The sequence below is a fragment of the Streptococcus sp. 22.1 genome (assembly GCF_016648645.1).
Taxonomy (GTDB): Bacteria; Bacillota; Bacilli; order Lactobacillales; family Streptococcaceae; genus Streptococcus.
This window is the reverse complement of record NZ_JACLQK010000019.1, coordinates 16,464-30,383: the sequence shown is the minus strand read 5'-3', so window position 1 is coordinate 30,383 and position 13,920 is coordinate 16,464. Positions and strand designations below refer to the sequence as shown.

Sequence of the window (13,920 nt, the reverse complement as noted above, 5' to 3'; positions counted from 1 at the left end):
CCTTCTTTTTTATTCGAATAAAAAAGCTTGTCAATACTCACTAAAGTAGGTATGACAAGCTTTTGTTTTTATGAAAAATATGGGTTAAAGACCTTCTCGTGACCAATAGTGGTATCCCATCCATGTCCTGGGAAAACTTTGTAGTGGTTAGGAAGTGTAAAAAGTTGCTCTTGAATACTAGTGAGTAATTGTTCGTGGTTCCCTGTTGGAAGATCCCAGCGTCCAATTGTTTCTTTAAAGAGGGCATCACCAGAAAATACAGTTTCTTCTCTATCAAAGATAAAAGAAACACCTCCAATAGAGTGTCCTGGAGTTGGAACAACTTTAAACTGAAAGTTCTTGATGTTATAATCTTCAGTAAAATCGAAGTAGTGTTCTGCAGGATTGACAATAACGTCTTCCATATCGTCGTGACGTGGGAGTCCAGATAAATTATCAATAGGACTCATCAACCAGTCTTTTTCAGCTTCAGTAACATAAACAGGAGGATTATAAGCCTGACGGACTGCCTCAACACTCATAATGTGGTCGTAGTGTGTATGTGTCAAAAGGATAGCAGCAACTGGTTTGTCGATTGCTTTAAGTTCAGCTAAGATAGCAGAAGTATCACTTCCTGGATCAATGACTAGACAGGCTGTATCGTTTTCTAAAATATAGGTGTTTTCCTGAGCAACAGGATTTAAAATTCGTCTTATTTTCATAGTTCTAGTGTAGCACGAATTTCAGGCTTTTTCCAATATCAGAATGATGGCTTTGTCTTTTTTTGGTGCTTTGTATATGCTATAATAAGGTCACTATGAGTGAAAAAAACACGAATAAATATGCCATTGTTGATTTGGAAGCAACCTCCGCTTCGTCAACGGCTAGTATTATACAGGTGGGAATTGTTATCATGCAAAATGGTCAGGTGGTTGACGAATTTGCGAGTGATGTTAACCCACACCAAGAACTCGATGAGCACATTGTTCATTTAACAGGAATTACCGATCAGCAGTTGGCCCAAGCACCAGATTTTTCAGAAATTGCTAGAACAATTTTTGAACTGATTGAGGACTGTATTTTTGTTGCCCATAATGTTAAATTTGATGCCAATTTGCTTGCAGAGGCACTTTTCATGGAGGGCTTCGAACTAAGGACTCCTCGTGTGGATACTGTCGAATTGGCTCAGGTCTTTTATCCGACGTTAGAACAATATAAGCTATCTCATTTATCCAAGGTTCTTAATCTTGACCTAGCTCAGGCCCATACGGCTATTGAAGATGCGAGAGCGACCGGACAGCTTTTGTTTCATTTGATGGATAAGATTGCCAGCTTACCTAGACAGACCATTGAGATGCTTTTGACCTTTTCAGATAATCTTCTTTTTGAGACTGAGTTGGTTATTCGTGATGCTATAAGAGGTCAAAATTTAGGCCTTTCAAAAGAATATGTCATGCTTGAAGAATCTGGAATTGTTCTTCGTAGACCTTTGACTTATAAGGCAGAACGAAAACTGTCTCAAGATTTTGATACCAATATTGCTCTCTTAGATTTGGAATCAAGACCTAAACAAAGAGAGTTTGCTGAGGCAGTAAGAAGGGAGCTTGATAATACTGATATTTCCATGATTCAGGCTCAGACTGGAATCGGGAAAACCTATGGCTATTTGCTTCCCTTGTTGGCACAGTCTGATGTAGATAAAGTGGTGGTGGCTGTTCCGACCAAGCTCCTTCAAAATCAGATTATGAATCAGGAAGCTAAAGCATTATCGGATGTCTTTAATATTAACTTTCATAGTCTCAAAGGACCTCAGAATTATATCAAGTTAGATGCCTTCTACCAAACCTTACTTCGTCAGGATAGTAACCGTTTGGTTAATCGTTACAAAATGCAACTTTTGGTGTGGTTGACTGAAACAGAGACAGGGGATCTTGACGAAATCAGACAAAAACAGCGCTATATGGCTTATTTTGATGAGATTAAGCACGATGGTAAGTTAAAAGCTGATAGTCTTTTTGCCGAATATGATTTCTGGCAACAGTCCTATCAAAAAGCCCAGGAAGCTAGGGTAGTTGTGACCAACCATGCTTATCTGTTGACGCGTATGGAAGATGATCATGATTTTGTTCGAGGAAAGACTCTTGTGATTGATGAGGGACAAAAAATGGTGCTGGCTTTGGAACAATTTTCACGTCATCAAGTCAATCTTACTGTCCTGTTGCAACATATTCATCGAATTCTTGATAGTGGTAGTCAAACCTTACTTCAACAACGCTTGCTCGAAAATTTGCAGTTTGAAGTTAGCCATCTAATCCAAGAACATCAACAATTTCCTCAGAAGCAGTATAATCGCCAGCAATTAGATCGTTTGCTACAAACCATTTCTGAACTGGAAGGTGAAAGTGATTTGATGGAGATGTTGTCTCCACTGAAGACACCGCTTTACAGCCATTTCTGGCTTGAAACAGATTATTATCAAGAACATCGTGTGACTTATTTAAAGGCGTCACGCAAAGAGCTCTTAGAGCTTTCTGCTTATCTACCAAGTGCCCAAAAAGTGATAATTGTTTCAGCAACTATTGATGTGGGACCTGATGTAGATGTGGCTGATTTGTTGGGCTTAGATCAGGTACGCAAGGTTAGCCTCCCAATGGACACTTTACCCAATCAAGCTATTTGGATTGATCAAAGTATGCCTATGATTGGTGTTTCTTCTGAGGAAGAGTATGAAGTTGCTCTTGCAAAACGTCTCCAGAAGCTATCTGAAATGGAATATCCAATTTTAGTACTATTCACGTCTCGAAAGAGTATGATGGCTGTTTCAGATTTATTGGATCATAGGGAAGTTCGTCACCTAACTCAAGAGAAAAATGGGACAGCTTTTAATGTCAAAAAACGTTTTGATAGAGGTGAGACCAATCTCCTTCTTGGTATGGGGTCATTCTGGGAAGGTGTTGACTTTGCCCAACAAGATAAGGTAATCGAGGTTATTGCACGTCTGCCGTTTGACAATCCTAAGGATCCTTTCTATCAAAAGATTGAATTTTGGTTTTCTAAGCAAGGAAAGAGCACCTTTGATAGTTACAGTCTTCCCATGACGGTTTTACGTTTCAAACAAGCTATCGGGCGTGCTCAAAGACGTCCAGAACAGCGTTCAGCTATTCTTCTTATGGATAATCGCCCGCTCGTTAAGAGTTATGGAAAACTATTTCTAAAAGAAGTGACACAAGAAGTTGCGCTTAAGCACGCTAAGTTCGAAGAAGTCAAAGAGGATATTCAGGATTTCTTAGAAAAAGAAAGTTAACTTTTAAAAACCAACCTTTTCTAAGATTACTTAGGTTTTATAAATTTTACTGACTTATAAAAAAGATAGACTTAATTGCTCAATACTAGCTATATTGCTATGTAAAGATTTATCATTTTCTGATATAATAAATTCAGAAACTTTTTTAGGAGGCATTATGCGTAAACAACGTTCACCCTGGACCAAAAAGCAACAGTTCATTTTTGGAATAATTGTAATCGTTGTGACCTTAATTGCCTCTTTGACTGCTATTCTTATTGTAGCGACTAAGCCTTATATAGACGCTGAAAAGAAGGTTATTGCCATAGCAGAGAGCAAAGCAGATATTAAGACTGTTACTGAATTTGATATCTACCATGGTGAGGCTACCTATTACGGACTTCTTGGAAAGTCTGGTCAAGGTGAGAAACTGGCCGTTATCGTGAGTCATGATTCAGGTGAGGTTGATATCTACAAGCAATCTGATGGTATAAGTAAGTCAGTGGCCAAGAAAGCTGCTAAGGCCTATGGTGCTAAGGATATATCCTATGTCCACCTAGGAAAATATGGCAAAACTCCTATTTGGGAAGTGAAGTCAGGAACCCAGTATTATCTGGTTGATTTTATCTCAGGTCAGGTTATTAAAGTGGAAGGACTATAATGAAATGACAAAATTATCAAATCGTGTATTACAAATGGAAGAAAGTGTCACTTTAGCTGCCAGTGCGCGTGCTAAAGCTCTTAAAGCTCAAGGACGTGATATCTTGAGTTTGACACTTGGTGAACCAGATTTTGTAACACCTAAGAACATTCAAGATGCTGCTATTACCTCTATTGAAAATGGTAAGGCAAGTTTCTATACCGTAGCTTCTGGACTTCCAGAACTTAAGGATGCGATTAGCACTTACATGGAAAACTTCTATGGCTATGCTGTAAATCCAAATGAGGTTGTTGTTGGCACTGGTGCGAAGTTTATCTTATATGCTTTCTTTGCTACGGTCATCAATCCTGGTGATGAAGTCATTATTCCAACACCTTGCTGGGTTTCTTACGTAGACCAAGTTAAAATGGTTGAAGGTGTTCCGGTCACTTTCCAAACGACTGAAGCTAATCACTTTAAAGCAACGGTTGAACAACTTGAAGCGGCCCGTACTGAAAAAACTAAAGTTGTCTTGCTTAATTCTCCATCAAATCCAACAGGAATGATTTATAGTAAGGAAGAATTGCAAGCAATTGGTGACTGGGCGGTTGAGCACGATATTTTGATTTTAGCAGATGATATCTATGGCCGTTTGGTCTATAATGGGAACACCTTTACTCCAATTTCAAGTCTTTCAGATGCCATTCGTAAGCAAACAATCGTGATTAATGGTGTTTCCAAGACCTATGCTATGACAGGTTGGCGTGTTGGTTTTGCTGTCGGAGATCCAGAAATTATTTCAGGTATGGCTAAGATTATCAGTCAAACGACATCAAATCTTACAGCAGTTTCTCAATATGCTGCGATTGAAGCCTTAACTGGTGATCAGTCTTCTATCGAAGAAATGCTTCAGGCTTTTGAGGAACGTTTGAATACGATTTATCCACTTCTAGCTGAAGTGCCTGGCTTTGAAGTCATCAAACCTCAAGGTGCCTTTTACCTCTTCCCTAATGTTAAAAAAGCGATGGAAATCAAAGGCTACACAAATGTTAATGATTTTACAAACGCTATTCTTGAAGAGGCTGAAGTCGCTTTGGTAACAGGTGCAGGATTCGGCGCACCTGAAAATATTCGTCTTAGCTATGCAACAGACTTAGATACTTTGAAAGAAGCAGTCCGTCGAATCAAAGCCTTTATGGAAAAATAGAATTAATATAGATCAAAAGAAAAGAGAAGTAATTACATGTCTAAACAATTAGTTTCAATTATTGATGTGCCTAAACACGTGGGCGAAGAAATCACTATCGGTGCATGGGTAGCTAACAAATCAGGTAAAGGAAAATTAGCCTTTCTTCAATTGCGTGATGGAACTGCCTTCTTCCAAGCGGTAGCTTTCAAACCTAACTTCATCGAAAAATACGGTGAAGAAGAAGGTACTGAAAAATTTGATACTGTTAAACGCCTTAGCCAAGAAACATCAGTTTATGTGACTGGTGTGGTCAAAGAAGACGAACGTTCAAAATTTGGTTACGAGTTGGATGTGACAGCAGTAGAAGTCATCGGTGAATCACATGATTATCCAATCACACCAAAAGAACACGGAACTGACTTCTTGATGGATAATCGTCACCTTTGGTTGCGTTCACGTAAACAAATGGCTGTCCAACAAATTCGTAATGCGATTATTTACGCAACATACGAGTTCTTTGATAAAAATGGTTTCATCAAATTTGATAGTCCAATTTTGTCAGGAAATGCAGCTGAAGATTCAACAGAATTGTTTGAAACGGATTACTTTGGTACACCTGCTTACCTAAGCCAATCTGGTCAGCTTTACCTTGAAGCTGGTGCCATGGCTCTTGGTCGTGTATTTGACTTTGGTCCTGTTTTCCGTGCCGAAAAATCAAAAACACGTCGTCACTTGACTGAGTTCTGGATGATGGATGCTGAGTATTCATTCTTGTCACATGATGAGTCACTTGATTTGCAAGAAGCTTATGTTAAAGCTCTTATTCAAGGTGTTATTGATCGTGCGCCACAAGCTCTTGAAATCCTTGAACGTGATGTAGATCTTCTTAAGAAATACATTGCTGAGCCATTCAAGCGCGTGTCTTATGATGAAGCTATCGACCTTCTTCAAGCTCATGAAAATGACGAAGATACAGACTACGAGCACCTCGAACATGGGGATGACTTCGGTTCACCACACGAAACTTGGATTTCAAACTATTTTGGTGTTCCAACATTCGTTGTTAATTATCCAGCAAGCTTCAAGGCCTTCTACATGAAGCCAGTTCCTGGTAATCCTGAACGCGTTCTTTGTGCAGACCTTTTGGCTCCAGAAGGTTATGGTGAAATCATCGGTGGTTCAATGCGTGAAGATGACTACGATGCTCTTGTAGCTAAAATGGATGAACTCGGAATGGACCGTTCAGAATACGAATTCTACCTTGACCTTCGTAAATATGGTTCAGTACCACACGGTGGTTTTGGTATCGGTATTGAACGTATGGTTACTTTCGTAGCTGGAACAAAACACATCCGTGAGGCTATTCCATTCCCACGTATGTTGCACCGTATCAAACCATAAGTAAAATTCTTTAGGAGTGCAAAAGTATGAAAAGATGGTTACTTGGTCTTTGGGCCTTACTTTGTATGGTTTCGATGGTAGCTTGTAGCAAGTCTGCTCCCTCACTAGAGGGTGAATGGCAGGCACAAGATGCCTTAAAGAAGGATTATACGATTGTCTTCAAGAAAGATAAGGTCAAGATTGGTGAGCAGGATTATAACTATACAGTGGATGGTCCCAAGTCTAAAGATGACTTTACCTATTATTCGCTAAAAGTAAAAGATCAGGGGAAAGAGACGACTTATACGGTATTTTTCCCAACTAAATCCAAAGAGGTTGCTCTCTTTCTAGAACCAAATGATGAGAAAGAACCCATTAAGGGCCAAATGCTCTTTGCACTTAATAAAAAAGAAAAACCAGACTACTATAGCTATGTCAAAAAGTATCTGAAATAAAAACGCCAACTGGCGTTTTTATTTTAAATTAAGGAGGTGAGGAAAATGTAGGCAACTCTAAGTAAGTCTTTTAGAAACAATCAAATTACATATTGAAAGTGAGAAAACGATGTTTAAAAGAACTTACAAAGGCAATATTCCACTTCTAGCAGGACTGGAATTCACATCTTATTTTGGAATCACCAGTTTTTGGATTTTATTTTTCATTCAGAATGGTCTTTCCTTACTTCAAATCGGTTTACTAGAAAGTATCTTTCATGGGACAAGTCTCTTGTGTGAGATTCCATCAGGTATGTTGGCCGATCGGTTTAGCTACAAGACCAATCTCTATTTGGCTCGCTTGGCCAGTATTGGATCCTCTGTCTTGATCTTACTTGGTCAGGGAAATTTTTGGATCTATGCGATTGCCATGATGGTCAATGCTTGGTCTTACAATTTTGACTCGGGGACCAGTACGGCTTTCTTATATGATTCAGCAGTTGAAGCAGGTCAAAAGGACCGCTATCTTCAGATTTCTAGCTTTTTGTCTGGTGTGGCAGAAGTCACCCGAACTCTAGGTACAGTTGTTGCTGGTTTCTTTGTTCACGGAGCCTTGGCCTTGACCTATCATATTGCGATTGGCCTTTCATTAGTTTCCATTCTCTTGATTTTTCTGATGAAGGAGCCAGAAACTAAGAGTGATGAAAGAGATCGCTTAACCTTAAAACGGATATTGGTGGTGGTGAAACAAGAATGGCAGGAGAAACCGGTCTTATTTTACTGGATGCTCACCTATCAACTGCTAGGAACCATCATGTGTATGTTTTATTTTTACTACCAACAGAAAATCAGTGACCTAGCCAGTTGGCAAGTATCGCTCATCATGCTTGTTGGTAGTCTCTTAAATCTTCTAGCTGTTTATCTAGCTAGTCAAATCGGGAAAAAATGGAATAGCAATCAAGTCTTTCCAATTCTGGTTGCGCTGACAGGGTTGGCCTTGCTGTTGGTATGGTTGAGAACTCCATTCGCCTATCTAAGTGTTTATCTCTTGACCAATGCACTTTATGCGGTTTATCAACCCATTTACTACAATGATTTACAAGGCTATTTACCATCCAGTGTACGGGCAACCATGCTGAGCATCAATTCGATGATGTTTAGTCTATCCATGATTGTCATCTTCCCACTGACGGGTTGGTTCATCGATAGTTATGGATTTGTAGTAGTCTTTATCATCCTAGGCCTTGTAACGCTATTCTCTTTCCCTCTCTTACTGATTGGATTGTGGAAAATGGGCAAGATAATAAATAAAGGGACAAAGATGGATTAATATTCCAGACTTTTATTAGTCTACATAAGTTTAAATTGGATAATAGCATCTTGCTTAACAAAATCCGAACGAACTCTCTCTGCTGTGCAGGGAGAGTTTTTTTATCTGATAAATTGTGGTAAAGTAGGCACATCCTTTACAATAAGAATCGAGTCGTGTGAAATCTTTAGGTCAAATGCTCTTTGCACTTAATAAAAAAGAAAAACCAGACTACTATAGCTATGTCAAAAAGTATCTGAAATAGTAGGAGAAGGATTAGCCTAGTGCTGATTCTTTTCTTTTTGGAATTATATGTTTCAATTTTCAGAATATTTTGTTATAATAGCAACATATTAGTCAAAGGAGAACTATCATGGCAAAAACTATTCATACTGATAAAGCACCAGCAGCGATCGGTCCTTATGTTCAAGGTAAAATCGTTGGCAATCTTTTGTTCGCTTCTGGTCAAGTACCATTGTCACCAGAAACAGGTGAAATCATTGGCGAAACAATTCAAGAACAAACAGAACAAGTTCTTAAAAATGTTGGGGCTATTTTGGCAGAAGCTGGTACAGACTTTGACCACGTTGTCAAAACAACTTGCTTCCTAAGTGACATTAACGATTTCGTTCCATTTAACGAAGTGTATGCAACTGCCTTTACATCTGATTTTCCAGCACGTTCTGCAGTAGAAGTGGCACGCTTGCCAAAAGATGTTAAAATTGAAATCGAAGTTATTGCTGAGATTGATTAAGGAAGGGAGCTTTGGCTCTTTTCTTTTTTTCTCAACTATGATAAACTATTAAAGATAAATCATTTTCGATGTTTGGGAGACACCATCGCTAAAAAAAACCATTACTGGCGTTTTTTTTTTGGCTCCCTCAAGGAGCCTTTTTATGTGTCTCAAACATCACGAATAAAGAGGAATATTATGAAACGTCAATCAGCTTTGGTCGTCTTTAGTGGCGGTCAAGATTCTACTACCTGCCTTTTTTGGGCTCTAAAACATTATGAAACAGTTGAATTAGTTACTTTTGCTTACGGACAACGTCATAGCTTGGAAATTGAAGTAGCTAAAGAGATTGCACAAGAACAAGGCCTCAAACACCATGTTTTGGATATGTCTTTGCTTGGTCAAATTACTGAAAATGCCCTAACATCTGATATTGAGATTGAGGCAGAAGAAGGAGAAGTTCCTAATACTTTTGTGGACGGGCGTAATCATCTTTTCCTTTCTTTTGCAGCTGTTCTAGCTAAGCAACGTGGTATCACTGACATTGTTACGGGAGTTTGTGAGACAGACTTTTCCGGTTATCCAGACTGTCGTGATGTTTTTGTCAAATCGCTTAATGTTACACTTAATCTTGCCATGGCCTATGATTTCGTTATCCAAACTCCTCTCATGTGGTTAGATAAGGCTGAGACTTGGGCTTTGGCTGATCAACTTGGAGCTTTCGACTATGTTCGTGAAAAAACGCTAACTTGCTATAACGGTATTATTGGGACTGGTTGTGGGGAATGTCCTGCCTGCCATTTGCGTCAAAAAGGACTTGAAAAATATCTAGCAGAAAGAGGAGAAGCTTAATGTTCTTTGCACCGAAAGAAATCAAAAAAGAAACAGGTGAGTCTTTGGTTTACAATTCTCACCGTACAATGGTTTCTAAAGAGTTTACTTTTGATGCTGCCCACCATCTTTTTCATTATGAAGGCAAATGCAAATCGCTTCATGGTCATACCTACCATCTTCAAATAGCAGTGAGTGGTTACTTGGATGAGCGTGGCATGACCTATGATTTTGGTGACCTTAAGAGCATTTACAAGGATCATTTGGAACCTCATCTGGATCACCGTTATCTCAATGAGACTCTGCCTTATATGAACACAACTGCGGAAAATATGGTTTTCTGGATTTTCCAGATGACGAGTCAACATCTGCCAGAGGAGAGAGGACTTCGTTTGGAATATGTACGCCTTTATGAAACACCAACAGCCTTTGCAGAGTTTAGACGGGAGTGGTTGGATGACTAGAGAACGTGTACTCAAACTACCAGTGCTTGAAATTTTTGGACCAACCTTTCAAGGGGAAGGGCGAGCAATTGGTCAAAAAACCATGTTTGTAAGGACAGCAGGATGTGATTACCACTGTGATTGGTGTGATTCTGCCTTCACTTGGGATGGTTCAGAAAAGCCAACTCGTATGACAGCTGACGAAGTCATTAAAGCTTTGGATGCGCTAGGAACTTACGACTATGTTACTCTATCTGGAGGAAACCCAGCTCTGCTAGCGGCTAATATGGCTGAACTCGTTTCAAAACTCAAGGCAAGAGGCGTAACCCTGGCCGTTGAAACACAGGGTTCTCGCTGGCAGGAGTGGCTAAAGGAAATTGACCAAGTAACCTTAAGTCCTAAACCGCCATCATCCAAGATGGAAGTCAATATGGAAACCCTTGACTTTATTGTTTCTCAGCTTGATCCTGATAAAGTTACCTTCAAGGTTCCTGTTTTCGATGATACAGATTTAGCCTTTGCTAAAATGATTCAGGAACGTTATCAGCCAGATGTCATGTTTCTTTCAGCTGGTAATCCTGAACCTAAAGCAGAGGGTAATATTGTCCAACATCAATTAAATCGCCTAAAAGAACTATGGGAGACTGTAGCTGCTGATAATTCGTGGGGCAATGTGCGTGTCCTCCCTCAGCTTCATACCCTACTCTATGATAATGAGCGTGGTGTCTAATCTTCACAGTCTATAAGATTAGAATTGATAGTATTTTGACTTTTTTGATGATTAAGATTAGAAATTAAGATTAAAAATCGACTATATAAAGGTCTAGAAAAATTAATAACGAAGGAAGAAAAATGTCACAACAAGAAGAAATGAAAAACCTCACTCTCCTTGGTAATAAGGAGACACCTTATATTTTTGAATACTCTCCACAAGTCTTGGAGTCTTTTGATAATCGTCACACTGATAATGATTACTTTATCAAATTCAACTGTCCAGAATTTACGTCACTTTGTCCTATTACTGGCCAACCTGATTTTGCAAGTATCTATATTTCTTATATTCCAGACCAGCTGTGCGTTGAGTCTAAATCTCTAAAGCTTTACCTCTTTAGTTACCGTAATCACGGAGATTTCCATGAAAACTGTATTAATACCATTGGTAAAGATTTGGTGGAGCTTTTGAACCCCCGTTACTTAGAAGTTTGGGGTAAATTTACACCTCGTGGTGGTATTTCTATTGACCCTTATTATAATTATGGCCGTCCAGAAACTAAGTATGAAAAGATGGCAGAGCAACGTCTTTTTAATCACGATCTTTACCCAGAAAATATTGATAATCGTTAATATCATGCTAAAGTCCTTATGTTAAGGGCTTTTTTATTTTGTTAAACACCTGTCTTTAGGGTGTAAAAGAAAGCTGATTAATCATTTTTTACAAGTAAAAGTAAGGTCATTGTTAGTTTTTTATTGGTCTGTTCTTAGAAAGTTCTATTATTAAAATAATTTGACAATAGAAGTATTATCTCCTACAATTAAAGTAAAACAGAAGCGTAAGCGCTTGCTTATAAAAGGTATATTTGTTTTTAAAAAAGGGGATGAAGACAATGAGAAAAAGTTTACGTCTATTTTCGTGCGCTGTTTTAGGGGCAGCAATATTAGCACCAACGGTAGTTGGTAATGATCATGCACAGGCCGATAGTTATTATGGCCGAGGTTACTATAACAACTATTATCCAAACTATGGTTATAACTACGGCTACAATGGCTATTATCCAGGCTATAATTACAATTATGGCTATAACTACGGTTACAATAATTACTATCCAAACTATAACTATGGCTATAATTACGGCTATAACAACTATAATCCTGGTTACAACAACTACAATGAATCAGGTACTTATCGCTATAGCAATGGCTATTTGTACTACATCTTGAGTGATGGTAGCTACTATGTTAACTATAACGGTCGTTGGGTTCGTGGTGGCGACTATAATAACAACAATAGTGGTTCTAACAATACACCAACGACAGGTTATGAGGTTTTGAGAAATGACCCTCACTACCGTTATGAAAATGGTACTCACTATTATTTGAAAGATAATGGTGATTATTACTATTATTCAAATGGTAAGTGGGTGCTTGTCAAGGCTTCAAGCACAGATTCTGAAGCTCCAACAACTTCGGAAGCACCATCAATGGTTGATTCAACGTCATCAGCAAGCTCAGAAGCACCATCAACCGTTGATTCAACGTCATCAGCAACTTCAGAAGCACCATCAACCGTTGATTCAACGTCATCAGCAAGCTCAGAGGTAGCTTCAACTGTAGATTCAACTTCGTCTGCAAGTTCAGAAGCAGTATCAACTGTTGACTCAACTTCATCAGCAAGTTCAGAAGTAGCTTCAACTGTAGATTCAACGTCATCAGCAAGCTCAGAAGTAGCTTCAACTGTAGATTCAACGTCATCAGCAAGTTCAGAAGTAGCGTCAACTGTAGATTCAACTTCATCAGCAAGTTCAGAAGTAGCGTCAACTGTAGATTCAACCTCTGCCACAACTTCAGATGCTGCTTCAACAGGTAGTTCAACTTCAGTAATTACCTCAGACTCAGTTGCTACTTCTGAGACAGGTTCAACATCAGAAACAAGTTCTGAAGCTCCTGAACTTGAAAAACCACTGTATGCGCCTGAAACAAACATTGACTATGATAAGTTGCCAAAACCAACATTGCCACCAACAGATTATCGCATGTATTCAGATCCACGATTTGTAGATGACAACGGTACCTATTACTACCGTGTGGCATTGACAGATGAAGATAATGCGCGTGGTATCGATGGTTACTACAAATGGGTTGATGGTAAATGGAAACTCTACAATGGTACTGCCAATGATGACCCTGAGCTTGATCCAGATTTCCATAAACCAGCAGGAAACGACGAATACATGTACGATGACAATGCATCAAGTGTTAAGTTGTATTCTGAAAATGTAGTTGGTACTGGTAAAGCTGGTGAAGCTCTTCCATTCCAAAATGTGGATGAATTCAAAGATTATGTTATTAAGAATTTTGCTCCAAAATTCTTAGATAATGCTGGCTGGGATTGTAATGTCACTTGGGAAATTGAAGATGTTGATAACTTCAATGCTTCTAAGGGTAGTGCTTGGGCACGTGACTATGTTATTACAGCCAACCTTAAGAGTGGTGTTGACGACAAAAAATATAGTGATGTTGAATTTGGTTATGTTAAATTTGTTTATCATGTAGAACCAACTGAAAACTCTGATTATGTTGAAGTTGACTCAGCTAAGGCTGCCTTTAATGAAATCAATGCTCAACGTACAGCTGCTGGTTTGCCAGCACTTACATGGTCTGATGATCTTTACAATAGCACAACCCTTCCACATGCCAAAGATATTTCACACACTTACAACAGTGATGGTATTGTTTACCGTCGTGAATCTGATGGTTCAGTTGTAGCCAATAAATGGTTGAGTAGTGGTATTCGTGAACTTCTCATGAGTCCAGATGCTACTCAAGCAGCAGTAGCTTGTGTTGTCGCTGGTGACGGTACTTACTACTGGACTTTAAATTACCAATAAGAAGAGTTTAAATTAATTGTCCCAATAATGGAGGAGTCTGAGGTTAGTCTTGGACTCTTTTCCTTTATCTATTGAACGTTTAAGCTTTCAATAT

13 protein-coding genes are annotated in these 13,920 nt (G+C 38.9%); 12 read left to right on the top strand and 1 reads right to left on the bottom strand.

What is annotated here, in order from left to right:
* Positions 1–68 precede the first annotated feature (68 nt).
* Entirely contained in the window at positions 69–701 is a 633-nt protein-coding gene (locus H7U04_RS08960; protein ID WP_037600743.1) for an MBL fold metallo-hydrolase, read from the bottom strand.
* Positions 702–796: 95 nt separating this feature from the next.
* On the opposite strand from H7U04_RS08960, the gene H7U04_RS08955 reads away from it, so the two are divergent.
* The 12 genes from H7U04_RS08955 to H7U04_RS08900 all read left to right on the top strand — a co-directional run bounded on the left by H7U04_RS08955 (position 797) and on the right by H7U04_RS08900 (position 13,826).
* Positions 797–3,283 (top strand): bifunctional DnaQ family exonuclease/ATP-dependent helicase, encoded by a 2,487-nt coding sequence (locus H7U04_RS08955; RefSeq protein WP_201059696.1) that lies wholly within the window; start codon positions 797–799, stop codon positions 3,281–3,283.
* A 157-nt stretch (positions 3,284–3,440) separates the two neighbouring features.
* On the top strand, positions 3,441–3,923 hold the full coding sequence (locus tag H7U04_RS08950) for a DUF5590 domain-containing protein (protein WP_021144042.1): 483 nt from the start codon (positions 3,441–3,443) through the stop codon (positions 3,921–3,923).
* 4 nt (positions 3,924–3,927) lie between these two features.
* Positions 3,928–5,109, top strand: coding sequence for a pyridoxal phosphate-dependent aminotransferase (locus H7U04_RS08945; protein ID WP_021144043.1), 1,182 nt, complete (start codon positions 3,928–3,930; stop codon positions 5,107–5,109).
* A 36-nt stretch (positions 5,110–5,145) separates the two neighbouring features.
* Complete coding sequence (gene asnS, locus H7U04_RS08940) at positions 5,146–6,492, top strand: asparagine--tRNA ligase (protein ID WP_002891115.1); 1,347 nt, start codon at positions 5,146–5,148, stop codon at positions 6,490–6,492.
* A gap of 26 nt (positions 6,493–6,518) precedes the next feature.
* A complete protein-coding gene (locus tag H7U04_RS08935) occupies positions 6,519–6,926 on the top strand; it encodes a hypothetical protein (RefSeq protein ID WP_048790403.1) in 408 nt (135 codons plus the stop codon).
* Between the two features lie 109 nt (positions 6,927–7,035).
* A complete protein-coding gene (locus H7U04_RS08930) occupies positions 7,036–8,235 on the top strand; it encodes an MFS transporter (RefSeq protein ID WP_073690085.1) in 1,200 nt (399 codons plus the stop codon).
* Positions 8,236–8,587: 352 nt separating this feature from the next.
* Positions 8,588–8,968, top strand: a complete 381-nt coding sequence (locus H7U04_RS08925) for a RidA family protein (protein WP_002891112.1) — start codon at positions 8,588–8,590, stop codon at positions 8,966–8,968.
* A 177-nt stretch (positions 8,969–9,145) separates the two neighbouring features.
* A complete protein-coding gene (gene queC, locus H7U04_RS08920) occupies positions 9,146–9,799 on the top strand; it encodes a 7-cyano-7-deazaguanine synthase QueC (RefSeq protein ID WP_004182407.1) in 654 nt (217 codons plus the stop codon).
* The gene (gene queD, locus H7U04_RS08915) at positions 9,799–10,242 is read left to right on the top strand and encodes a 6-carboxytetrahydropterin synthase QueD (protein WP_022496684.1); all 444 of its coding nucleotides are present in this window, start codon (positions 9,799–9,801) and stop codon (positions 10,240–10,242) included. Before queC ends, queD begins: the two co-directional genes overlap by 1 nt.
* Positions 10,235–10,951 (top strand): 7-carboxy-7-deazaguanine synthase QueE, encoded by a 717-nt coding sequence (gene queE / locus H7U04_RS08910; protein ID WP_022496683.1) that lies wholly within the window; start codon positions 10,235–10,237, stop codon positions 10,949–10,951. Before queD ends, queE begins: the two co-directional genes overlap by 8 nt.
* Positions 10,952–11,073: 122 nt before the next feature.
* On the top strand, positions 11,074–11,565 hold the full coding sequence (gene queF / locus H7U04_RS08905; RefSeq protein ID WP_003097375.1) for a preQ(1) synthase: 492 nt from the start codon (positions 11,074–11,076) through the stop codon (positions 11,563–11,565).
* Between the two features lie 260 nt (positions 11,566–11,825).
* The gene (locus H7U04_RS08900; RefSeq protein ID WP_110981454.1) at positions 11,826–13,826 is read left to right on the top strand and encodes a CAP domain-containing protein; all 2,001 of its coding nucleotides are present in this window, start codon (positions 11,826–11,828) and stop codon (positions 13,824–13,826) included.
* Positions 13,827–13,920 lie beyond the last annotated feature (94 nt).